Source organism: Paenibacillus sp. NPDC056579 (assembly GCF_042793215.1).
Lineage (GTDB): Bacteria > Bacillota > Bacilli > Paenibacillales > NBRC-103111 > Paenibacillus_S.
On the sequence record NZ_JBHTVD010000006.1, the window covers coordinates 493925 to 517359 of the forward strand.

At 41.4% G+C, this 23435-nt stretch carries 25 protein-coding genes and 2 pseudogenes; 7 read left to right on the top strand and 20 right to left on the bottom strand.

What is annotated here, in order from left to right; genetic code table 11:
• Nucleotides 1–52 precede the first annotated feature (52 nt).
• The 5 genes from ACFQ88_RS24355 to ACFQ88_RS24375 all read right to left on the bottom strand — a co-directional run bounded on the left by ACFQ88_RS24355 (nt 53) and on the right by ACFQ88_RS24375 (nt 3122).
• A complete protein-coding gene (locus tag ACFQ88_RS24355; protein WP_379457687.1) occupies nt 53–1180 on the bottom strand; it encodes an ROK family transcriptional regulator in 1128 nt (375 codons plus the stop codon).
• An 847-nt stretch (nt 1181–2027) separates the two neighbouring features.
• Entirely contained in the window at nt 2028–2288 is a 261-nt protein-coding gene (locus tag ACFQ88_RS24360) for a LexA family transcriptional regulator (protein WP_379457689.1), read from the bottom strand.
• Entirely contained in the window at nt 2272–2586 is a 315-nt protein-coding gene (locus ACFQ88_RS24365; protein ID WP_379457691.1) for a YolD-like family protein, read from the bottom strand. The genes ACFQ88_RS24360 and ACFQ88_RS24365 overlap by 17 nt, the downstream gene beginning before the upstream one ends.
• 135 nt (nt 2587–2721) lie before the next feature.
• Nucleotides 2722–2931, bottom strand: a complete 210-nt coding sequence (locus ACFQ88_RS24370) for a hypothetical protein (RefSeq protein ID WP_379457693.1) — start codon at nt 2929–2931, stop codon at nt 2722–2724.
• Nucleotides 2928–3122: a hypothetical protein gene (locus tag ACFQ88_RS24375; protein ID WP_379457695.1), complete on the bottom strand. Its 195-nt coding sequence runs from the start codon at nt 3120–3122 to the stop codon at nt 2928–2930. The genes ACFQ88_RS24370 and ACFQ88_RS24375 overlap by 4 nt, the downstream gene beginning before the upstream one ends.
• Nucleotides 3123–3258: 136 nt before the next feature.
• Between ACFQ88_RS24375 and ACFQ88_RS24380 the strand changes: the two genes are divergently transcribed.
• Complete coding sequence (locus tag ACFQ88_RS24380) at nt 3259–4101, top strand: ATP-dependent DNA ligase (protein WP_379457697.1); 843 nt, start codon at nt 3259–3261, stop codon at nt 4099–4101.
• A gap of 387 nt (nt 4102–4488) precedes the next feature.
• On the opposite strand, the gene ACFQ88_RS24385 is transcribed toward ACFQ88_RS24380, so the two are convergent.
• On the bottom strand, nt 4489–4914 hold the full coding sequence (locus ACFQ88_RS24385) for a hypothetical protein (RefSeq protein ID WP_379457699.1): 426 nt from the start codon (nt 4912–4914) through the stop codon (nt 4489–4491).
• A gap of 285 nt (nt 4915–5199) precedes the next feature.
• Here ACFQ88_RS24385 and ACFQ88_RS24390 point away from each other — a divergent pair, with 285 nt between their 5' ends.
• On the top strand, nt 5200–5406 hold the full coding sequence (locus ACFQ88_RS24390) for an alpha/beta-type small acid-soluble spore protein (protein WP_379457701.1): 207 nt from the start codon (nt 5200–5202) through the stop codon (nt 5404–5406).
• A 489-nt stretch (nt 5407–5895) separates the two neighbouring features.
• On the opposite strand, the gene ACFQ88_RS24395 is transcribed toward ACFQ88_RS24390, so the two are convergent.
• From ACFQ88_RS24395 to ACFQ88_RS24415, 5 genes and pseudogenes are all read right to left on the bottom strand, one after another.
• On the bottom strand, nt 5896–6072 hold the full coding sequence (locus tag ACFQ88_RS24395) for a CPBP family glutamic-type intramembrane protease (RefSeq protein ID WP_379457986.1): 177 nt from the start codon (nt 6070–6072) through the stop codon (nt 5896–5898).
• Between the two features lie 97 nt (nt 6073–6169).
• The gene (locus tag ACFQ88_RS24400) at nt 6170–7228 is read right to left on the bottom strand and encodes an RNA-guided endonuclease InsQ/TnpB family protein (protein ID WP_379457988.1); all 1059 of its coding nucleotides are present in this window, start codon (nt 7226–7228) and stop codon (nt 6170–6172) included.
• A gap of 31 nt (nt 7229–7259) precedes the next feature.
• Nucleotides 7260–7563: pseudogene (gene tnpA / locus ACFQ88_RS24405) on the bottom strand (IS200/IS605 family transposase); the annotation flags it as partial.
• Nucleotides 7564–7964: 401 nt separating this feature from the next.
• Nucleotides 7965–8357, bottom strand: a complete 393-nt coding sequence (locus ACFQ88_RS24410; RefSeq protein ID WP_379457703.1) for a winged helix-turn-helix transcriptional regulator — start codon at nt 8355–8357, stop codon at nt 7965–7967.
• A 30-nt stretch (nt 8358–8387) separates the two neighbouring features.
• Nucleotides 8388–8737: pseudogene (locus ACFQ88_RS24415) on the bottom strand (NucA/NucB deoxyribonuclease domain-containing protein).
• Nucleotides 8738–9328: 591 nt separating this feature from the next.
• Between ACFQ88_RS24415 and ACFQ88_RS24420 the strand changes: the two are divergent.
• From ACFQ88_RS24420 to ACFQ88_RS24430, 3 genes are all read left to right on the top strand, one after another.
• A complete protein-coding gene (locus tag ACFQ88_RS24420) occupies nt 9329–9625 on the top strand; it encodes a helix-turn-helix domain-containing protein (RefSeq protein WP_379457705.1) in 297 nt (98 codons plus the stop codon).
• Nucleotides 9626–9817: 192 nt separating this feature from the next.
• On the top strand, nt 9818–9988 hold the full coding sequence (locus tag ACFQ88_RS24425) for a helix-turn-helix domain-containing protein (RefSeq protein WP_379457990.1): 171 nt from the start codon (nt 9818–9820) through the stop codon (nt 9986–9988).
• A gap of 57 nt (nt 9989–10045) precedes the next feature.
• Nucleotides 10046–10489 carry an IS3 family transposase gene (locus tag ACFQ88_RS24430; RefSeq protein ID WP_379457707.1) on the top strand — a complete coding sequence of 148 codons (444 nt, stop codon included), beginning with the start codon at nt 10046–10048 and terminating at the stop codon, nt 10487–10489.
• Nucleotides 10490–10549: 60 nt separating this feature from the next.
• On the opposite strand, the gene ACFQ88_RS24435 is transcribed toward ACFQ88_RS24430, so the two are convergent.
• Both ACFQ88_RS24435 and ACFQ88_RS24440 read right to left on the bottom strand, forming a co-directional pair.
• Nucleotides 10550–10756, bottom strand: a complete 207-nt coding sequence (locus tag ACFQ88_RS24435) for a type II toxin-antitoxin system HicB family antitoxin (protein ID WP_379457709.1) — start codon at nt 10754–10756, stop codon at nt 10550–10552.
• A 168-nt stretch (nt 10757–10924) separates the two neighbouring features.
• Nucleotides 10925–11515: a transposase gene (locus tag ACFQ88_RS24440; protein WP_379457711.1), complete on the bottom strand. Its 591-nt coding sequence runs from the start codon at nt 11513–11515 to the stop codon at nt 10925–10927.
• A gap of 192 nt (nt 11516–11707) precedes the next feature.
• On the opposite strand from ACFQ88_RS24440, the gene ACFQ88_RS24445 reads away from it, so the two are divergent.
• Nucleotides 11708–12520 (top strand): LytR/AlgR family response regulator transcription factor, encoded by an 813-nt coding sequence (locus ACFQ88_RS24445; RefSeq protein WP_379457713.1) that lies wholly within the window; start codon nt 11708–11710, stop codon nt 12518–12520.
• Between the two features lie 238 nt (nt 12521–12758).
• On the opposite strand, the gene ACFQ88_RS24450 is transcribed toward ACFQ88_RS24445, so the two are convergent.
• The 3 genes from ACFQ88_RS24450 to ACFQ88_RS24460 form a co-directional block, all read right to left on the bottom strand.
• Nucleotides 12759–13271 (bottom strand): hypothetical protein, encoded by a 513-nt coding sequence (locus ACFQ88_RS24450; protein ID WP_379457715.1) that lies wholly within the window; start codon nt 13269–13271, stop codon nt 12759–12761.
• A 480-nt stretch (nt 13272–13751) separates the two neighbouring features.
• On the bottom strand, nt 13752–14168 hold the full coding sequence (locus tag ACFQ88_RS24455; RefSeq protein WP_379457717.1) for a hypothetical protein: 417 nt from the start codon (nt 14166–14168) through the stop codon (nt 13752–13754).
• A 228-nt stretch (nt 14169–14396) separates the two neighbouring features.
• On the bottom strand, nt 14397–14636 hold the full coding sequence (locus ACFQ88_RS24460; protein WP_379457992.1) for a DUF3221 domain-containing protein: 240 nt from the start codon (nt 14634–14636) through the stop codon (nt 14397–14399).
• A gap of 896 nt (nt 14637–15532) precedes the next feature.
• On the opposite strand from ACFQ88_RS24460, the gene ACFQ88_RS24465 reads away from it, so the two are divergent.
• Complete coding sequence (locus tag ACFQ88_RS24465; protein WP_379457719.1) at nt 15533–16504, top strand: hypothetical protein; 972 nt, start codon at nt 15533–15535, stop codon at nt 16502–16504.
• A 1035-nt stretch (nt 16505–17539) separates the two neighbouring features.
• Here ACFQ88_RS24465 and ACFQ88_RS24470 read toward each other — a convergent pair.
• The 4 genes from ACFQ88_RS24470 to ACFQ88_RS24485 all read right to left on the bottom strand — a co-directional run bounded on the left by ACFQ88_RS24470 (nt 17540) and on the right by ACFQ88_RS24485 (nt 23180).
• Entirely contained in the window at nt 17540–18169 is a 630-nt protein-coding gene (locus ACFQ88_RS24470; protein WP_379457721.1) for a TetR/AcrR family transcriptional regulator, read from the bottom strand.
• An 897-nt stretch (nt 18170–19066) separates the two neighbouring features.
• Nucleotides 19067–20965 carry an ABC transporter ATP-binding protein gene (locus ACFQ88_RS24475; RefSeq protein ID WP_379457723.1) on the bottom strand — a complete coding sequence of 633 codons (1899 nt, stop codon included), beginning with the start codon at nt 20963–20965 and terminating at the stop codon, nt 19067–19069.
• Nucleotides 20962–22686 carry an ABC transporter ATP-binding protein gene (locus ACFQ88_RS24480; RefSeq protein WP_379457725.1) on the bottom strand — a complete coding sequence of 575 codons (1725 nt, stop codon included), beginning with the start codon at nt 22684–22686 and terminating at the stop codon, nt 20962–20964. The genes ACFQ88_RS24475 and ACFQ88_RS24480 overlap by 4 nt, the downstream gene beginning before the upstream one ends.
• On the bottom strand, nt 22683–23180 hold the full coding sequence (locus ACFQ88_RS24485; protein ID WP_379457727.1) for a MarR family winged helix-turn-helix transcriptional regulator: 498 nt from the start codon (nt 23178–23180) through the stop codon (nt 22683–22685). Before ACFQ88_RS24485 ends, ACFQ88_RS24480 begins: the two co-directional genes overlap by 4 nt.
• Nucleotides 23181–23435 lie beyond the last annotated feature (255 nt).

Consider the following 23435-nt stretch of genomic DNA (forward strand, 5'->3'; position numbering starts at 1 on the left):
TGTAATGAGATACAAACAACCTTGTTAATTTATCCCGCCTATAATAAAAAAATTACATGATATTCTGCTCTAGTTCGAATGAATACGCAATAACTCCAATTGCTCCTGCTTCCGATCCCACCATAGCCGTTTCAATCGTCGTTTGAATCGGAGTCATTTTACTTACCTTGGATTGAACCTCGTTCAAAACAGGCTGCATATAGTCAGACACTTCACCGCCGATAATCACTTTCTCTGGATTGAGGAGACTGACCATATTGGCGATTCCAACAGACAAACTAGTTACGAATCGGTTCACAGCAAGGATAGAACTTGGTTCCCCTTTTTTGTATGCACGAAACAACTGTTGTACCGTACCCTCGATCCCCGCGAGTGCACTTCCCGATATCTTTTTCTCAAAAATTCCGAATTCACCGGGCATGTTCATCCGATTGCTTGACACATCTTCCTCAAGTAGAAAATACGCGATCTCTCCGGCCATAAAATCTTTTCCGAGCACCAAACTCCCGTTAGCAACTATCGCACTGCCGACACCGGATCCCAAACCAATATAAATGTAAATAAAATCATCCAGGTCTTTTGCCCCTCCAACCCATCTCTCACATAAAGCAGCACAGTTCACATCGTTATTAATGTAGATCGGTTTGGCTAAATACTTCTTCATTTCATCAACAAAATGGACATTTTTCCAGCCAAATTCGGGTACATCGACGATAATTCCTTCTTTGCAGTTGATTAATCCGGGAATGCAGAAACCGACTGCGATCACAGCATCCATCAACACAGAAGCTTTATCTAAGCTTGAGAGAATACATTCGTAAATCGTCCGAAAGTCTTTATCGGTTTCCCACCGTTCCTTCCAGACAACATACCCGTCAAGATCCGTGATACAAATAAACAGCCCCTTTAACAAAAGCTCGACCCCAACTCCAAAGCCGGATCGCGGATTAAACCTTAGCTCGATCGCCTTTCGCCCACCTTCTCTGGTAGATGAACCGAACCCGGTCTCCATCACAAACTTCTTGGATATCAATTCATCGACGATAGCGGAAACGGTCGAACGGCTAAGGTTTAGCTTTTGCGCTACTTTAGCCCGACTAATCGGCTGATTGGAACGAATCGTTTCCAATACGAGGTGTCGATTTAATTTTTTCAAATGTTCCAAACTGCCTTTTTTCAATTCCCTATCTCCTTGAATTTTGGTATAAATTTAATTTAAACGAAGAAGCTGGTCACGTCAAATTATAAAAGAACAAGTAAAATCAACTATAGGAGATATTTCACAGCGGGTTGTTTCACATCCTTACAAATCTTTAAACTATCACTTAAATTTTTTACTGCATCAATTATTGCAGCAATTAATGGTGTTAGTAACATGTGATCCATGGAAGAATTTGTTGTATCCGTCCAGAACCACAGCAATCCCAGTTTAAGATCTGCAGCTCCAACATCTCTGTGTACTTACCCACCAATGCCCAATATTACTATATCCCCTCTTACTATATCCTAACTGAACATCTTCGCTTAATCCTCAGTCCCTGATTGTTAAAGTATCCTGCCCGATTGCACTTTCCCCAATACTGTAACTTTAATATGGGATAGCTACACCGCATGATCCATGTAACCACATAACAAAATCCCCGACGATTTTCTCGTCAGGGAATGATTTTGGGACTAAACATATCCTAAAATATATATAATTATATGCTCATTCATTGTCACAACTAAGAACTTAAATAATCTATACTATCCGCAGCTTCGATTCATGGTTTATCACATACATGATCTATTACCACATTGAGGACATGCAATACATATAGCTTCAGACGCATTTACCGGCACAGCAACAGGATACTGGCAGCAATCACAGGGTATATATTTAAATTCTGGTTTGCTATTCTCAACTTTGCTTATCATTAGGACCCTCTCCTTAATGTGAAAAATTGAAGCTACGCTAATTTTAACGTCTACAAGTGAGTTGCTCGTCCGCGGCGGGGCGACATAATCCTCCATTCCCAGCGAAATCATTAATTGGAACCGTAAGCATTCCAGATACCGCTTGTCCTGGGCTTTGGATCGTATTCCTCGTTCAGGAGAATAATTCTCTCCGGATCATTTTTGGACCATTCAAGAAACCCTTTCTTCGTCAGCTCAGCAAGAACCTCATAAACTCCATCGCGACTACGGCCCGTTTTGATCTCAATTTCCCGTATCGACGGCATCCTATGATGTAAGGTTGAAAAATTCGCCAAAATACGAATAAGCTTCCGCTCAATATCCTTCGCCATCGATGTCCACCCCAATTATGCCTTCAAATTTGAACAGCTGCCAATCGTTATTTATTTTCATTTTGACAAGATACTTGTCAAGCCCAGTTACAACTCCTGTTATTTGTTGAATTTCGAAATCATTAAAAACCGTGATGCAGACTTCAACAGCATTGGCTTTAGAAACCTTCAGCTTGCCAAACATCTCTTGTTGCTCTTCCTCAGTTATCTCCGGCCTTTTCAATTTATCTTCCTGTTCATAAAGAATTACGCTCTGCTCACGATGCTCTGGCAGTTTCATTCTTGGCGATTCCCACATTACATTCTCGCCTGCTGTTAATTTATGGGTTTCATGAGCGCCCTCCTTGTAAATTTCTATATTACCAATATACGAACAAATGTTCCCTTTTTCAAGCAGAAAAATAGCCCAGGTAATATTTTCCTGAGCAGATTATTATTTCGCATGCACAAATTTACAGGCTTGCCTCATATACCGTTCGCCTTTAATTTTTATGGAAACATCCGTTATTTCCTCAATTACACCGCTGCCGATCAATTCTTCGCCATGAAATACGATGACCGGCTTACGATCGATAGCAGCCGAATGAAGGTGAATCTCTGAGGTTAGTTCACGGAATCCTCTATACAACCTGTTCCGCTTCATTTCGCTGTCACCTGCTCCGGATATTCCGCCTTCAGTGCCTCGATTGTATCGAATTTAACTGTTTCAAATATGAATTTAGCTGCTGCCTTCGCCGTCTTGTTTTTAATGATGTGACCGTAATACTTTCCGTTCTTGGCAAATACAAACATCGTCTTGTCGGGTTCGTTCAGTAATGGATACTTCTCGATCATGGGAAACCTCCGGGAATGTATTTTCTTTCCCCATTGTAAGCGTGCCTCGGCACCCGTGCAATGAATTTTTCTTACCACAAGTTACCGAAGGTCGTAGCTGCACTGTTGAGCTATAATGGCGGTTGAGGTGATTTTTGTGTATATTCAGCCGATGTTGCTTGAAACCGCGCCGGAACCGTTCTCCGATGACGATTACATTTTTGAACCAAAGATCGACGGTCACCGACTCATCTTGTCCAGGATCAACGGCCAGACACGTTTATATACACGGCATAACAACGACTGCACGCGGCAGTATCCGGAACTAGTAAATCTCGGACTCGACAACGTAATTCTAGATGGAGAGGTCGCGGCAACCGATGAATTTGGCCGAGTAGATTTTGAATCCATAATGGAACGTTTCTCATTGAGGAAGTTAGAAAAGGTCAGGCAGGCTGCGGAGACCAGACCGGTAAACTATGTGGTGTTCGATATCCTGCAGTATAAGGGCGAAGATCTGCGCGGTTACCCATTACATAAACGTAAAGAGCTACTTGCATCATTGACCTTTGGTAATCCGAATATGACGGTCATACCCACTGTCGAGGAGAAAGGCGAGGAACTATACTCCCACATTGAATCGCTCAGCATGGAAGGGATCGTCGCCAAACGTGCCAATTCGATATATGTGAGCAGCAGGTCGAGTGCCTGGCTTAAAATCATTAATTGGACTTACACCGAGGTTTTTATTTCTGGCTATCGTAAGGCCGAATTTGGATGGCTAGCTGCCGATGGGCACGGTCGACCGCTAGGGATAATTGAGCTCGGGGTAACTCCACGCCAAAAGATGGCATTTTATGGTGTCAAAGATCAACTAATACGTGGAGAAGACCGAGAATTTGTTTATCTTGAACCGCGGCTGCGTGTAAAAGTAAAATTACGAAATTGGACAAAGGCCGGGCTCCTGAGGACTCCTGTTATGGTTGATTTCGTGATATGAACATAATATCGAAGCTCCTCATTTACATTACACAATGAACATGGTACGATAATCATTGTAATAGGTTCATATAAAAGCTGGTGTCCGCTATAGCACCAGTTTTTTTATTTATATTGTTTTAAAATGACTTGATCCAAAAATAAAATGAAACAAGAAATAGTCCTATAGAAATATATTTAGCAAAAAATCTTGGAACAACAATTGATGAAAACCAGCCTATTAAAACAGAAGCAAATGCAAGTCCTACCAGTATATATAATGGTTTGGCTGAAATACTAAAGTTTATCCCATCAGCGGATTCATTCATTCTTCTCACTTTCTCATAAAATCTCAATTATAATGGATTAAGATTAAGATATTTATCAATAAATCCTTGATAACATGGTTTCAAAAGCCCCCCAATTTCATTTTAAAACTACATCCAATATTGCTCATTAATCGAAACATCCCCTTTATCCTCAATGCTCTACACAATAATCCAAATACACCTAGATGGTCTATATCAATTGTAATAATATAATTTTCTTGTATTTTATTACGTGCCAACATAATGCCATCAATTCTTAAATACCTATCCAGTGAAATACTATTATTATCAATAGGTTGCCTTACGAGAATTGTTTCCCCACCATTTAAATGCTCTAAAAAATCTGAGTAGTTTGAGATATGTTCAAACTTTAAGTCAACAACATCCATGTGTTCATATATATAATAATTAACATTTAAATTAATTCTAAATATGATCGTACTTTGATCCCCAAAACCAATTCCAGTAATCAATCCATCATGGTATACATTTTTTAACTTAATCAAAATACTCACCACCAAAATAAGGAAATTACTAATAATTGTGGAATAGATTTCTCCGCAAAATTAGTGTTAAACTAGGAAGCCTAAGCGGCAAATTTTCCTTTCTAAGCCTCTTTTGCAAACGACGGACCCATTCCTCAAATTTCTTCTAAAACGACCCAAAAATGCCTTCTGGATAGCAAGGGGTTAATACAAATAAAGATATTACTAAGGATAAATTTTCCACGTATAGTCCAAATCACTCTTTTGGATAATACAATTACACCAAAAAAAGGAGTGATTACCAACATGGCAAACAATTCTTTAGTAGTACAACAAGCACAGGCAGCAATTGATCAACTGAAGTATGAGGTGGCCCAAGAGTTAGGTATTCAATTATCCCCAACTGGTTACAATGGACATCTTGCCACTCGCGATGCGGGAGCTATTGGTGGAAACATAACAAAACGATTAGTCCAAATTGGTGAGCAACAGCTTACCGGGTCCAGACGCTAGTTCTGTATCCTAAATAACAGGCCTTATAACACTTTTCCTCCTCCTTAGCGTGTTATAAGGCCTGTTCCTTCAAACCGAACCCCCTTTTATGACCATAAAGACATCGGTTTATTTATCTTCATATTGAAAATCGATCTCGCCTTTTGCGTTATACAAAATACCTGGATCCGGCTTTTCGTTGTTCCACATATTCTTGTTACTCCTGATTAGAATTCCCTCACCGGCTGCAGCATTAGGACTGCTACCAATCGTCACGATCCCCCGATTTAAGAATATACCCATCCGGAATATGGTGCAAATGATACTCCCCTTGATTTCAATGCTTTATATAAATTTATTTCTGGCTGTGACCTAAATAGCAATCCGTCGTTGTAAGTGGATGCTACTTGTTTCATCTGTTCTTGAAAACCTATAAAGACTCTCAAACGGATTGAGCTTGTGTCATGATTGTGTTCAAAACTACTCAAGTTAGTCGAAGACCCACCACGATTAGTTATTGAGACTATTGAGAGTTGTAGCAAATAGATTCCATAAAATATGTACAATTATAGAAGGTATTAATGAACGTGAAAAATAATATAATAATCCAAATACTATCCCCATTAAAAATCCAGTTAAAGGATAATAGAAATGTATTGAACCTCCACACCCTCGAAAGGGTGGGATTCTTAGCTAGTTAACGGGCGCATTCGTTTCCGCTTTGCCCAACTGCTAAGTTAAGGGCTAGTTCAATAGCCCGTCCTAGATCAGAGCATATAGCTATCTAGGCTGACAGACTGTTACCATCTGCCACAGGTTGACGCATGATGTTGATTGCACCGACACGATCTCGATGCGCTGTATATCCGCAGGTGCATTGATACGTTCGATCTTTTGCTTTGTTACGCTGACCGCAGGATGGGCATGTTTGAGACGTGTATGATGGATTCACTTCAACAACTTTGATTCCAGCGATTGCTGCTTTGTATGCGATGAACATTTGCAACTGATAGAACGACCAATTATGCAGATTCTTAGCGTTTTTGCGACTTGTTCTTGTCGTCTTGCGAATACCAGTCAGTTTCTCCAGCTTAATGACGGATACGTTCTCTTGGATAGCCACATTGACGATCTGCCGACTGATTTTGTGGTTTTGGTCTTTCATGTAACGACTTTCCTTGTCGCGCCGTTTACGGATGGCAGATAGCTTCTTAAGCTTTCCTAGTTTGCGACGATTGTCAATGTACTTACGGCGAATATACTTGTTTTTTCTTCCGTTGCCGACGAACTTAGTCTTGCCACTGGATGTTACGACAACGGCAGGGACTTTCAAGCCAAGATCAATACCCATCACTACGTCGCCTTTCGCTTGTTCAGTCGGTCTTTCAATGGATACTTGTACAAACCATTTAGTCGACTTCTGAACAACGCGGAGAATCCCAAGCTTGCTATTAGACAGCATTGTTTTCTCCCGGTCAGCAACGGCCGCAGGGACGACAAGACGTTGAACTTTTCCGTCCATGACAACGGGGAAAGAAACGCTATCGTCTCCAATCGCATAATTCTGATTGTTGACAAAGTACACACGCTTTTTGAGAATTGGACGCTTCTTTTCCTTCTTGGACTTCTGAAATATGGTTTTAGCGTCCCGAATGAGTTGATTCTTCACGGCAGAGGGCAGATTCGCATTAACAGTCTTTGAGGTTAGCTTTGGAAACGTTTCAGACGCTTCTGCTTGCTCAGTTAGCTTGTTGACCGTCCGAATGTACTCATTGCTCATATCCACCAATACAGACGGATTGGACGGAAATATGCGGATTTGAATTGTTAGCGTCTGCATGATGTCACCCTTTCAAAGCTTGTTCTACTAATTGCTGTGTCCAGAGAGAAGGCAAGTGATTTAGGTGCTTGACTGTTCGCGAAGGCGACGCGAAGTTATTCCTTTCAGTTTCGCATGATTTCCGCAGGAGAATCGGTTGACAGCGTGTTTAGAAAGATATGCACATGATCGGGCATAACTTCCATAGCAGTGAGTACCCAATCGTTTTCAGCGCATATATCCTCAACAAGCTGTTTGAACTGAATCTCTACAAGATTGACTAGCACTTTACGCCTGTTTCTCGGGCAAAAAACTAAATGATTGATCAATGATACGGTTGTTTGTATCAATTGAATAATTACACTACATTAGGTGTATCCATGTAGGACAATTAAGATAGCCTAAAGGCTATCCCTTGTCCTAAGCCGATTCATCCCATGACTGAAGCCAAGGGCTTTCTCGCCTATTTTCTGTAATAACCAAGTGAGCTACTTGTGAGTAGCCTGACTTTGATTGAATTGATAATAAGAATGTCACTCATATACCTACAATCTTTAGGCAGTTGATCAAGTTGAATATTTATCTTGTACTCGCCAAGTTCACCTTTACGTAATGACTTTGAGTCATCAACTGTTGTTTTTTTATTAACTTTTTTCTTAGTTTCTTTAGATTTATTAGATTCATTGAATAGAATTGAAAAAAATCTTCTTCAACATTTTAGTCAACTTTCCTTTGTATAATTTCAAATGAAATAGTATTTTTATTTTAACAGGTATACTAAGTAACCATAGATAATTTCTACTTCTTTAACAGTAACGCCTAGTTCATCAGCCTGTTGTTTATAACTTAAATTAGGTCTCTGATCAATTATTTTTAGTAGATCAAACATTTTCCCAAGGGGTGTCTTCATAAAATCTGCATGTATCACTCTATAACCCGCAATGCCGACTTTTTCAATTAATCCAAAATCAATAAATTTCTTTAATCTCTTAGAAACTGCTGTTTGTGAAATACCCAGATGTGCTGCCATATCCGACTGTGATATTCGACTTACTCCATCATTATTCTTTTTCGCCAAAAGTAAAACTACAAGTCCTTTATATTGAGTAACCAAATATTGAATATTTGCTTCAATTCTTTCTCTCTCTATCATTAAAAGTACCTCGATCCATATAAATCATATTCATTTAACGATAATTTTAACCTTTGTTCCATCTGGATACTTCTCTAATTGATTGCTTACCCAAGATCCAGCGCCGCGATTATCTGATGGATTTATGTACTGTATATCGGCACCAGATCCTCCCTCCGCGCACATTGCCATTGGAAACTCATCACGGTCTAAATTTGGCTTAGTTGGTATGCCCCTTAGAGATTCCTTTCGGTTATCCTCTGCACCCTTCCGGTCATGTGTGCTGCAGTCTCTGGGAATCGATCTGATGGGAACATTAGCGTGTATTCAACTTCTCCATCACTTGTTTGGATAGTTGAAGATGTTAGGATTGAAAAAAATTCAGGCTTGTAAAAGAATATTAAGGTGAGTACGCATAATAACACTAAAGAATACAATTTTGATTTAGTCTTCACTGTTTTTTAATTCCTTCTCTATCTTCAAATTTTCCTCTGCTTCAAAAATGATGATTCTTCTATTATTTTCTGAATCTTGTATACTTGATAATTCTTTTCTATTTGTTCAATTATTCCTACGATTCCCTGTACAGTTTGGCTTTCTATTTCTGCAGTACAATCGCACTGGTTGGGGGGATCGCACTTGTAGGAAATGTGGTATTTATACATGTTTTGATCCTCCCATTTTCTCAGAGAATTAAATTAACTTCGACGGTACGTTATACCATAATATTACATTGATTCGACACATATTACTTCCAGTAACTAGAATTGAACATTTCAAAAGGCCTATATCGTGAATATATTCAGATTTATTTTACTAGTAAAATAACCACTCAAGGCGAGTGGTTTATATTAATAATTATGTGCTACTGGAGCTGGCGACGCGGCTCCTGCTGAAAATGAAGCCCCCATGTCTAATCTAATGTGCACCCCTTAGAATAGACATTGGAAAAACCCCCTGGTTAATCCGATGAATTCTAAGGGGTGTTTTTTATGGGGATAAAGGGACAAACGTACAATACTTATCCAGAGGAAACGAAGCTTGAGGCGATACGTCTGCATCTAGTGGAAAAATGGACGTACCGACAAATCACGGAGCATCTAGCCATTCAAGATAAAGATCGTGTAAAGAAGTGGATGAGGAAATACCGTGAGGAGGGAGAGTTTGGTCTACTTGATCAGCGAGGCCGCAGAACGGAGTATATCGACAAGGATCGTGAACATAAGAAACTCGAAAGAGAAAATGCGATGTTAAAAAAGTGCTTGGAAATCTGGAAACGGGAGGTGTAAGAGGAAAGTACGCCATCATCGAAGAAGCATCAAACATATATCCGGTGGTGCAGCTATGCAAGATGTTGGGCGTCTGGAGAAGTTCATACTATCGCTATCTGAACCGTAAAGAACAAGATCCAGATAGGGAGGTTAAGAAACTCATTCAAGCTGTATACGACCTACGGAGGGGGCACATATGGTTATCGAAGGATTACAGCTGAACTAAAACGACAGCATGACCAAACAGTCAACCACAAGAAGGTTCTGCGCATTATGCAAGAACTCGGTATTTGTTCTATTATTCGAGCTAAGCGTCCGTATTTTAATGCATATCAAGTTATGAAGTCAGATGGTCGAGTTGCTCCAAATTTGTTAAATTGAGATTTTTCGGCAGCAAAGCCTAATAACAAATGGGTTACCGACGTCACACAGTATCGTGTGGGAGATCAGCGACTTTATTTGTCGGCCATCAAGGATCTATGCGGCAACGACATTGTCGCATTTCACATCAGTCATAGCAACGACAATGAGTTAGTGTTAAAGACGTTTGAGAAGGCCTTCAAACAACACAAAGACGTGACTGGGGTGATCGTTCATAGCGATCAAGGATTCCAGTACACGTCCCATGCTTACCACGACATGCTGCCTACGGTTGGCGCCCAAATCAGCATGTCGCGTCGCGGTAATTGTTTGGACAATGCCGCAATGGAAAGCTTCTTCTCGTATCTTAAAGCGGAAGCGCTCTATCCATATGATATCCGTTCAATTGAAGAAGCTCAACAACGAATTGAAGCTTTTATCCAATTTTATAATGAGGAACGAATACAATTAAAACTAAACAAGCTGACACCGATAGAATATCGGCGCCAGCTTGCAGCATAGGGCTTTTTTTCATTGTCTACAATTTGGGGTCTTGACCAATCCACACATGAGGGTCATTTATTAAACAGAAACTTTTAATTGTCGTGTAGTCGAGGAAAATAGCTGCACTCTCTCGCCCATTTCTTCAAGTTTCATTTTAATAAGGTCCTCCGCATTACTAACCGCTTCGTCCGCAGTATCACCTAAAGCGCTTATCCGTAAGGCAGGTACATATGCACAAAAGTTTTTGGAAGCATAATCTTCTTCAATTAGTACGTCAAAGTTCATTATTAATCCCCATTCATAGTTAGTTTATATTTTATAAGAACTGGTTCACTTATGACCATTTACCTATACTCAGTGGTAAAATTTGCATTTACTCTAGGAAAGTTATACTATCTTATGTGGTGCTACACATTTTCTAGACAATAAATGCACTTTATTAAGTTGTAAAATTTAGGCGGTACTTGGGCTTTTCTCAATATCAAGTTCCTTTAAATACTTATAAATCGTATTTTCGTGAACAACACAGTCTTCCCGAAGTAGTTCAGCAATTTTACGATAACCTACTTGTGGAAATTGATCACGAATCTCCATGATTCTTTTTTTGATGTAGCTTTTCTTCTGTGAGGGATTGGCTTTGTAATACAAACTGGAGCGAATCAAGTTTAATAGTCCTGCTTGAGTGGAAAGCGATATTTCTGGATGTTCCTGCTCCAACCATGATATACGTTGTTTTCTCGAAACATTAGAAATATGATTTTTTTTTATCCACTCCAGTTGGGAAGTGAGTTGCTCGACTTTTACCTGGAGTTCTCGGTGCTCATTGTCCTTTTGCTGACTGTTTAATTTATTTTTTTCCTTTTCTTCGTCCAAAAACAGTTTTGCAAAATTACATATAGCTTTGGACTTCCACCGATTGAGAACGTTGGGATGAATGTGGTGCTCATCCGACAATTGAGCAGTGGTTTTTTCCTGCATCATCATTTGCATGACGATTTGAGCTTTCAATTCTGGAGGATACTTTTTTCGTTTAGCTGACATCATTTCAGAAGCCCCTTGTTTGTTTATTAAGAAATCTTTATAAACCTATCTTATGAGGTTTGTCACATCGTGGAAATCATTTTGGAGCAACAGAACTAGTTTTCAGGATAAGAGATGCAATCTTTGTGACTTTTTGTCGATATTTGTTGTTTTTTTGCATCTTATACTTCTTTAGTAATGAGGAGTGTAGAAACAGTGGATGTAATAAGTCCTAAAACCTTTTCAGTCATAATAGCTGAAGATGACATCAATCAAAGACAATTATTAGTCAACTTTATTCAGGAAATGAGCGATCTTGTTGTTTTGGACGCCGTAAGCTCTGGCGATCGCTTAGTTGAAGCCTGTGTCTTGTTGCAACCCGATATTGTTCTTTTGGATATAGGACTCCATAAGAAGGACGGCATAACTGCTGCAAGAGAACTTTTCAGTTTAGGATTAAAGCCCCAAATCATTGTTATTACTGGAAGTTTAAATGGACCGGATGCAGATCCAGCAAAAAACATCGATTACCTTTTGACTGGCTACGAATTGAAATTTGTAGATTTCCTTTTAAAGCCTGTTAGTGAGAACAAATTACTCAAAGCACTACATGAGGCAAAAATTCGAATCCATTCATCTCTGTTAAGTTCAGCTATACTTTCATCGAAACAAGATACGCATATTCATTGGATTACTTGTAAGTTGAAATTTCGGGAGAGGCAGATCCCAGAAGATCTCATCATGTACGTGGAGAAAGCTGAAAAATATCTAGCAAACATCTATCTGTCTGACGGAGAAGTCGTACAAACAACTTCAACACTCAGTGAAATACATAATCAGAGCCAAGGTAATATTTTTAGATCTCATAAAAGTTTCTTAGTAAATATCAAGCATGTGAAGACAGTGTTTGCAAGTATCGATGTAGCGGGGGGATATGATATCAACTTGAAGCATTCTAGTTCAACCATCCCATTATCGAGAAAGCTGTATCCTAATTATGATGCTGCTAAAGAAAGTACGAAAGAATAAATGAACATAAAAAGACTGTCGACACATCGACAGTCTAATGCTAAACTAAACTGCCAGTTAGCGTAACGCGGTTGCCAATCCACGTCGGCAGCCGTGTCTTAGTTGTTTTTAAGCCAACGTACTCGTTAGAAAGAAATTTTATTTTTTCTGCAATCGATCCGTTAAGCTAGTTAGTTCCTGCTCCATCTCATTTTACAATTGAAATATATTGCCGTTCCTTCAATTCAAAATGATCACCTTACTTAAATGTTGAGAGTCTAATACACGTTGCAAGTTCAGAGTTACTTTCCTGTGTTCCCTCTCCGATCCAGCATGAGTATAATTCAAAGACACTCTGATCATCATTAATGTCCCGCATCAAATCGAAGAGAACAGAGACACATTTTACACAAGCCCAATATTCTTCTGGGAAAATTTTTTTCATTTCTTGGTTAAAGTAAAACTTACCCCAATTGGGCACTATTCCATAGACATACGGCAGCTTAAAGTGTTTTCGTATCATCTCATCGCCTTGAACCAATTCATAAATAATAATTCCTGCTGCATCCTCCATTGTTTCATAAACTTCAATTTCATCTTCACTAATCGAGGATGAGAAATCACCCGGGAAAAGAACATACGAATTATCATTTGATAGGAAATGAAATGCTTTAGGGGGTACTAGCCCGCTCTTATCTAGTGGTGATTTTCTTCCTCCCCTCTCGCCTATAGGCAGAGGGTGATTTGATGCAATGTAGTGATACAAGCTCATTCACTTTCACTCCTCTCATCACGACTACCAATAGAAGAAACAGGTAGTGGCACCACGGTGTCTGCCCCTGTTAGATTGAAATATCATACCCGTTAGCTCACACCCCAAGATTACAAAGTGACTTCAAAGGCAGGTGACTGCATAACTGGAGACCATTGGATAAAGTAGGACTGTTCATGCAGGCAGCCGATTATCAAGCTATCGTACCCGTTAGCTTAATCTGAAAGTCGGATTACATTCTATCTTAATGCTTTTTCATCACTTGGAAATGCAATCTGTTCTAATACCCAAGGTTTTTCCCCTTAAGTTGTCATGGATTGCGATCAATGTTGTCCCCAGTCCCTTATGAAAAATACATTAGGAATTCATCTATTTCTCTGAATTATGCAATAAGATGATCCCAAAATAAAACCAGCGGCAGTCCCGGACTGCTGCTAGTTTTATTGAATTAGCGTAATAATTTGCTTAATAAGTTACCCGTCAATAAAAAACGTGAATTGATCTTATAGGTGTTGTATCGTCCCATTCCTTCTCTGGCACGAAATGAATTCCTGTTACATTGGTTAATTTAAACCGCCACCACATAGTATCCTGTAAAAACTCCTCATCTACCTCAAAACTCACTCCATGAATTTGAGCTAAGACTGTGCCTAAACCTATAAGATTATTGTACTTTCCCTTAAAATTACCACTGGCATAAATCGTGTGCAGACCTTTAGTTTTATCCAAGGTAAACCAAAAATCATTACTCTTAATTAAAGTGGTATCTTGATCTTGATAATGCTCGATTGTATATTCAAAGTCTAAATGTTTAATTAGCTCATTAAGTTCCCACCCTAAATGGAATTTGCCTATCCTTGTCCCTGGTATGATTTCCAATTCATAAGAGCTATTCATATTAAATTCTCCTTGGCTTCTAATCAGCTGTTAATTCAGACCCATCAGCAAGCTCTATCCCCGTACGTATGATCCAGGTATTCCACTATACATTTCAATCAGGTAACCATCTTTCACACTATATGAGCTCAATTATTAATGAGAATAGGGAACAACTGCCGCGACGATCTGGTCACTGTTCATGCACTATAGTACCCGTTAGCTTAATCGATTGTTCCATCAATAACCTTATTGTTTTGTGATAGTTAGGGAGTTTGCTTTCGCTTTGGCGGGGTAAGATTTAAATATAACCCCGTCAATGGAAGTTTTCACCTTGTCTCCAATATTTACTTTATCGTAGTCAGCATTATTTACTGTTAGCCAGATCGCGTTTGGTTGAGCTTCCTTTAAAATTTTATTGAGTGGAGTTTTTTCGATATTATTAACCCTTTCTCGCACAATCAGGACCCTGCCATTCTCTTTCGAAATAACGTAACCCTCTGTATAATCTCAAGACTCTACTGAGCCAACCTTATTGTTCATAGAACAGCCTGTCACCATTACGAGTGCAATGGAAAGCATAATAATACATATTTTTTCAAACCGATCTCCTCTTCATTAAGTAATTTAAAATTATGACTTTGCTAATCAGACATGCTTTTGATTAAGCTATCGTACCCTTTAGTTCAACAAGAAACTGTCTTTGAAATAGATACACTGGTTATTCTAACTGATTTACAAAATGAGTCCCGTAAGCGCTAGAATGCTCCCATCCATATTCGAGTTTCGTATCCGTTTCTAATAAGAAGCGAACCCACGTTAGACCAGTAAATGATGGATTACTGTGAAAGCCTTCAAAAGAAAGTAGAACCTTTGAGGGATACTCTGTATCCTTTGTTATTAGAGGATTATTGACTGTCCAGGCAGAACCCAGTAAATTAATTAGCTGAAGTGTTTGAAAACAGCTGCCTCCATAGTCATTTCATCTTTTAACTTACAAACGTTACTCCTAAAAGTGAAGGCTCCTTTTTCGATCTTTCAAACAGTTTTGACACAATTGGGTGACCTGTTCTTACTTCAATATGATTAATAAGTCGATCTGCCTTTTCCTCATTTTTAACTTTAAAAAATGCATTCCAGATTATCTGAAATTTCATGATTACTCCTATACCTTTCGTATATTTTCAACCAACTGTATTTACATAATAATACGCCAATGAACTTATGGGATAATGTTTGTGTCATCAGATGAATGACGAATGTTATTATTTGGATTATAGTATATATAGAGTGTGCTAACTCGGCTGAAGAGCGCGCAAGAGCCGGACGGAAAAACGACGAGTTATACGTTCAACAAGGCGGCAACCGGGAAAGAGGTTTCGATGATGAGGTTCTTTGTGACAATAAATTATCATTCTGCTTGGCGTTTTACAAGTAGGTTGTACGGCACGTTACTTACTTTAACCATCGTGCTCATGGCAATAACGGCTTGCTCAGCTGATACAAGCGTACCGCCAATTAATACGGAAAACACGCCGGCAATTCAACCAACGGAATCCGTGGGGTCAGATCATGTGGTTTCGGTCAGTCATGAGCCGGAAGGTAAACCAATATCAGCCGATGTCAGGGTACATGCCTTTGATACATCATACTTCGACCAAGTTACTGCTGCTTATAAAAATGCACCGGCGTTAGTCGATACACAGCCTTATTTTGTGAAGATTGAAGATAGCTATCAAAAACTGACATTCGTATATAAACTTACAAGTCCACTCTTAGATGTTCCACAATTGCTATCAGACGCGGGCTATGGGCAGATTACCGATAGCGCTTTAATCAAAAGGATTTTTGGCAAAACGGAAAATGACGTTTATGGCCGTGCAAGCGATAACACTCTTATGACATGGTCGGTTGAACATGGCATAGACGATGATCTGACAGTGGTCTACGCGAATTCATCAGATGGAAATTTACCCAATATAATGGCGGAGCCTAAGGTAAAATATGTGTTTGACCCATCCCTCATCAACAAGGTTATAAATGTATATAAGGATACTACGCCGGATTTCAGCATACCGATTGGTACTCCGCCGAAAAAGATGGATATTGCCGCTTTGGATGATATGCTGACATTGAGCTTCTTCGTTAATACTGATAGCAGAGACGCTCATATAAAATCGCTGCAAACCACATTGGAAACGGCAGGATTTACACAGAGAGGCGAATTTTTTCACGGCTACGTATACAAGAAGGGAAAGATTATCGCAAGATATGACTATGGCGATCCAGTAGATGGTGTTTCGGGAGTTAGTGTGACTTTGTTTTATGATGCCTCTTGGTTAACGAATGAAGGGTAACATCCATGGTCTTTTAACCGCAACCCCGGCATGAAAAGTATCTCATGTTTGGGTTTAGTGGTTTTTCTACTTTTCCATACTGGCAAGGAACGCAATTGGAATAAACACGCCGTTTTTTATGGTGGTTCGACCCTGGAAATAAAACAGCGAGGATTCGAATCGTATCGTCAGTTATCAATATCTTTTTCATCACACATCCTGCTTTCTGAATATTTACTCTCACCATTATACTACCAAATACGCGATTTTTACCTCTACCTTACAGACGATGCTCATTCGACGAGACCATTTTATAGCTTAGAGGAAAAACGCTGTTCTCGTCCTCTAAGCTATAAAAATAGGGAGTAGCTGCCACACGGCACATTCCTCCCTTTTCATTTAACTATCGTACCCGTTAGTTTAAGCAATAACGGACCAAATGCTGGACACCCTTAACAAGATGCTGGAGTATCGGACTCTATTCATGGATGATCCGCAAAAAGCTCAAGAGATGTTAAAGACTTGGCATGTCGGCTTCTCCGATTGAGCAATAATCTTACCTTCCACCTATGACGGGAATGAGATTATGTTCTTCTCAAAATCGGGAACGGGATAAAGTTCCTGTCATTCAAATTCGATAAGAACTTAATCCGATACCGATTTAATAAAATCAATTCAAAGCGTACATACACTAACTTTTTCAATAGAGTAATCAACAGAATCTGACCCAAAATCCATCAGAACAACGTTACAAACAGGAGGTGAATGCTTTAATTGCGTATAAAAAATTACAAATTAATTGTAGTCAAATGTTCATGTGAAGTGTAAAGCAGCCTCTTCCGGCAGGAAGCGGCTTTACCCGTTATTCTTTTCTAAAAAAATTTAAAATTGCTTCAATGCGTATTTTACCAGCGCAATCTTCGCAACAAAAATACTTAACCTTTCTTTCCTTCGCTTGTTTATATTTCAGTGAACCTTCGTATGCCCTGAATGTTTTTTTACAACTAAAACAAAGTACATCATAGTAAAACATTGATACCCCTCCTAAGCAACACCTTACTTTCTAGTTGATATATCGAAGATTGTAACCAGTTCTCTCGTATATTCCTGAACATCCAAATGAGGCTTTCTCATTAATTCCATGGTGAACCCGTCAATGGCATTTCTAATTGTTAACGCCATCACCCTTGCCGATGTTTTGGTAAATTCCCGAAAAAGCCCTTCTTGCACCCCTAGGGTGAGAATATTTTCAATTGGAAGTAAAACAGCTTCATCATGGTCTGCTGAAAACTGAAGTTTACCATCAGCAGTTATCTTTTTAGAAACCAATTCTATAACAGCGAAAACATGCTGCCGATTTTCATCTATGAATTCAAGATTGGATTCAATATACACTCGAAGCATTTCTTTAGGAGATTTTTGAGCTTCTATTCGTGGAGCAATGTAAGATTGCCAAGCTATATAGTATTCGATAGCTATTTGCTCCAATAATTCCTCTTTATTTACAAAGTGATAAGAAATAACCCCCTTGCTGATTTTTGCGCGTTTTGCAATTTCTCCTAAAGAGGCTTGAGTGTAACCTACTTCTGCGATTGTTTCAATCGCACATTCCACAATTTGAGCTCTGCGGGCTTTTTCGATGAACGACAATTCTTTTTGATTGGTTGGTTTATTTTTTTTACTCATGGATATATTTTAGTACAGTCGTACAAAAAAATCAAACAAAATAACCATCAGGTGAAGATTATCTAAATGGTCTCTGAACCCTTTTTATATGCCGCTAGCAACAATTGCTTATGAAAACAGCCTTTTAATAAAATGTCTAATACCTAGTACTTACCTGCAAAGGCGAGGCTTTATGCCGCAAGGTGGGCCGGTCGGGAATGGAAGGCTTGCCGAGGCTGCCACCAAGCGAAGCGCCTGGGGGGGGAGGGGGGGCAAGGCAGCCTATACCATGCCCTTTTGACCGCTAAGAGAATAAATCGAGCCGACTATTTAAGTTTTCTGATTCAGGGGTTCTAATTCTGGAATGACAAACAAACACAGGTCTTTGTATGAACACCATATCCCAGTGAACCCCTGAGACATTGCCATTATACGCAGCGTCATAACACTGACCTGGTGCTTTCTTATTGATATTGTTAAACTTATTCCTCTCCTTGCAATGCTTGTTTCCATAAAACAAAAGCATAAGGGATAACAGGATATGGCTTGCCTGGTTCTTTTTTTAACTAGGAGGCGGTGTGCGGTTGGCATCGGGAATGATATAAGGTTCTTGTCATTTGATTTTGACAAGAACCTTATATCATAAAACGAAAAAGCCGCGACTTACGCGGCTCTTAATGAGATTAAGGTTTTGTCACCTTACGAATTGAATTTCGTACGGTGTGTTTTAATAGAAACAATAAATCATTGCGAGATTCGTAATATTCCGTTACATTGTGTTCAACCGACAAGATACTACATAAAAAAAGCTGCTATACCGCCAGAATACTTAGCTACTAGAAAAAAAGAAACGTACAAGCAACTCGTTTCGGAGTTTTGTACGTTCTCATTATTCTTCGTAATTAGCTGTTGCTAGAACTAAATAGCCTCTTCCGTCACTGAATGCCTGAACTGACTGTTGTATAGATCGGCATAGAAACCGCCTTTTTCAAGAAGTTCTTCATGCGTTCCCTTCTCGATGACGTTGCCTTTGTTCATCACGAGAATCAAATCCGCATTGCGAATCGTCGACAGTCGATGGGCGATGACGAAGCTGGTTCGACCTACCATTAGCTTAGACATTGCAGCCTGAATATGAACCTCCGTACGCGTATCGACACTACTTGTCGCTTCGTCGAGGATAAGTATCGATGGATCGGCCAGGACGGCTCGCGCTATCGTTAACAGCTGTTTCTGCCCTTGTGAGAGGTTCGACGCTTCTTCGTTCAGAATCGTATCGTACCCTTCCGGCAGCGTACGAATGAAATGGTCCGCGTGCGCAGCCGCGGCAGCTTGCACGATCTCTTCCTCTGTCGCCTCCTCCCGTCCATAGGCAATATTGTCGCGAATCGTGCCGTTGAATAGCCACGTATCCTGCAGCACCATGCCGAACAGGCTTCGCAGCTTGCCTCGCTCCATATGGCGAATATCTATGCCGTCGATAGCAATGCGGCCGCCGTTAATTTCATAGAAACGCATTAACAGGTTGACCAATGTCGTCTTGCCGGCGCCCGTAGGGCCAACGATAGCCACCATCTGCCCTGGAAGCACATCAATGTTAAGATCGTCCATAAGCAGCTCGTCTTCCTTATATCCGAATTGCACGTGCTCAAACTGAACCGCGCCCTGCGGCTTCCCATGCTCCATCACATTGTCCGCATCACGTTCCTCTTCTACTTCGTCCATTAATTCAAATACGCGCTCAGCCGAAGCAACGGTCGATTGAATAATATTCGCAATGTTCGCAGCCTGGGTGATCGGCATAGAGAATTGTCTGGCGTATTGAATGAACGCTTGCACATCACCGATCGCAATTCGCTGTCCGGTAACCAGAATACCGCCAACCACGCAGATAAGCACATAGCTGATATTGCCGATAAAGCTCATGAGCGGCATCATGACGCCCGATACGAATTGCGCGCGCCAACCCGAGTCATACAAGCGTTCATTAATTTCATTAAACTGCTTGACGGATCTATCTTCATGCCCGAAAGCTTTAATGATCTTGTGACCGGAGTACATTTCCTCCACGTGACCGTTAAGCTCGCCTAGCGTCCGTTGCTGGCCCACAAAGTAGCCTTGCGATCGCTTTGCGATCCTGGCCGTAACTACCGCACTGAGCGGCAGTGTAACGATACAGATCAGCGTAAGCAAAGGACTGATGGTCAGCATCATCACAATCACTCCGACAATCGTCACAAGAGAGGTGATTAATTGAGTCAAGCTCTGCTGCATCGTATTGCCGATATTGTCCACATCATTCGTAATGCGGCTAAGCGTCTCCCCGTGTGTGCGGGCGTCGAAATATTTGAGCGGCAAAAGCGATAGCTTATCATTGACATCGCGGCGCATGTCGTACACGGTCTTTTGCGCGACGCCGGCCATAATATACTGCTGGACATAACCGAAGATGGAGCTGAACACATATAAGCCGATTAGAATGACGATGATGTTTGCGATATATGCGAAATCAATGGCAGCTCCATCTACACCATTCATTCGCGCCATTACACCTTCGAACAGCTTGGTCGTCGCATTGCCCATGATCTTAGGAGCAAGAATCGAGAATACGGTGCTTAGAATCGCCATTACAAAGACGGCGATCAATTGATATTTGCTCGGCTTGAGATAACTTAGCAGCCGCTTCAACGTGCCTTTGAAATCCTTCGCTTTCTCTGCCGGCATACCCGGATGTCCGCCCATCGGACCGCCACCCATGGGGCCCCTGCCCGCTCTCGGTCCTTGAGGCCGATGCGAATCATGCTTGTATTCACTCATGCAATCTCCTCCTCCGACAGCTGCGAAGCTACGATTTCCTTATACACTTTGTTGTCCTGCAGCAACTGCTGATGAGTGCCGTTCCCTGCTATACGGCCATCTTCAAGCACAATAATGCGGTCTGCGTCGACCACGGTGCTGACTCGCTGCGCAACGATAATGACGGCCGCCTCTCCCGTCTCTGCTTGCAATGCCTTGCGCAGCTGCGCATCCGTCTTGTAATCGAGTGCCGAGAAGCTGTCGTCGAACACGTAGATTTCCGGTCTGCGAATTAAGGCGCGAGCAATGGATAGCCTCTGCTTCTGCCCTCCAGATACGTTCGATCCCCCTTGCGAGATCCGTGCGTCGAAGCCGCCTTCCATCTTCATGACGAAGTCCAGCGCTTGTGCAACCTCCGCTGCATGGCGCACTTCTTCGTCGTCGGCATCCTCCTTGCCGTAACGGATATTGTCGGCGATCGTGCCGGAGAACAGTACCGCCTTCTGCGGGACGAAGCCTATCTTTTGGCGCAAGCTCTCCTGAGCCATCTCCCGCACGTCAACGCCGTCTACTAACACGCTGCCGCTTTCTACGTCATAGAAGCGAGGGATCAGGCTGATCAGTGTCGACTTCCCTGAACCGGTACCGCCTATAATAGCCGTCACTTCACCCGGCATCGCCTTGAACGAGATGTTCTGAAGCGCCGCCTGCTCGGCTCCCGGATAGCGGAAAGTCACATCGCGGAATTCGACGAGCCCTCTTCGTCCCGGCTGCGTCGGCTGTTCCGTCTCCCGGATGCTTCCGCTTAGCTCCAACACTTCTCGGATACGTGCGGCCGATGCCGCGGCACGAGGCAGCATAACGAAAATAAACGACAGCATGATGAGGGAGAACAGAATCATCATTGCATATTGAATAAAAGCCATCAGGTCACCGACCTGCATGTGTCCCTGATCAATTCGAATTCCGCCGAACCATACGATAGCAATCGACGAAAAGTTAAGAATCAGCATCATGGTCGGCATCATCAGCGCCATGATTCGATTCACCTTTAGGGACGTATCGGTTAAATCCCGGTTCGCCGTATCAAACTTACGCTTCTCATAGTTGATGCGATTGAATGCGCGAATGACGCGGATGCCCGTCAAGCCTTCACGCTGCACAAGATTGAGCTTATCCAGCTTGATCTGGATCGCTTTGAATAACGGAACGCCCTTACGGGCGATTAGGAAAATAGCCAGCGCCAAAATCGGCATAATGCCGATGATGACGAGCGCCAGCGTCGCGTCCTTCGAGAGCGCCATAATAATGCCTCCTATGGCCATCATCGGCGCGACAATCATCATCCGCATGATCATAATGAGTACTTGCTGCACTTGCGTAACGTCGTTCGTCGTACGTACGATCAACGACGCAGTTCCGAGCTTATCGAATTCCTGCTGCGAGAAGCCGCTCACTTGCGAGAATAGCTTGCTTCGAAGATCCCTGCCAAATCCTGTAGCCGCTTTGGCGGAAAAGTAGCTTGCAATGATCGTACAGAGGGCCCCGAAGGCCGCTACGAGCAGCATCCACCCTCCCATCTTAAAAATATAGGAGGTATCGCCATTCTGGACACCGATATTAACAATGTCCGCCATGAGCGTCGGCAGGTACAGCTCGGATAACGACTGTAAGAATACAAGAACCAGTACCAGAGCAACGAACCCGCGAAACGGTTTCAAATATACAAGCAGCTTACTCATCCCTCATCATCTCCGTTCTCCATGTAATTCCGCATATGCATCTCTTTTTGTTTCAACAAATAGTCCGAAGCTTTCTTCATGGTCTCGGCTAAGTGCTGGCTCTCTTCTACTCCCAGGTGCTCCACAAGGCCGACGAACATATTGAGGCGCGCCTCATTAATTCGTTGAATGTATTTCTTGCCCTTGTCCGTGAGTCGAATCCTTACCACCCGGCGATCGACAGCATCGGCATGGCGCTCGACCAGACCTTGTATCTCCAGACTCTTGATATGCTGGGTTACCGTTGGCGAGGTAACATTCAATTTGTCGCTAATTTCCGATACCATCATTCCCGGCACGTCATCCTTCGTATACAAGCTGATAGAATAGAGCACCATAATCTCACCGGGCTTCTGGCTAAACGTACCTCGATTCTGCATCATATTCCCACGGCTGCGCGATTGGATGAACGATTCCATTAACTGCTTGGCGATTCTCTGCAGCTCCTCCGTCAATTCTCGCTCACTCCTTTCTTCCTATAGTTGATATTTGCTTCTGAAAAAATACATTGGGAACCAATTAATTCAATAATTAAATAGGTTGGTAACCTAATTATATAATTGCGCTTAAAAGAATGTCAAACGAGAGTTAAGTACCCGTTAGTGCAACCAATGGTGACAAGTATTTTACCCTTCATCGAAATTTAGTCTTACTACTATATGCGATAGTGATTCTACTATCTTACAGATAATTGAGATGCTTGCTCTAAC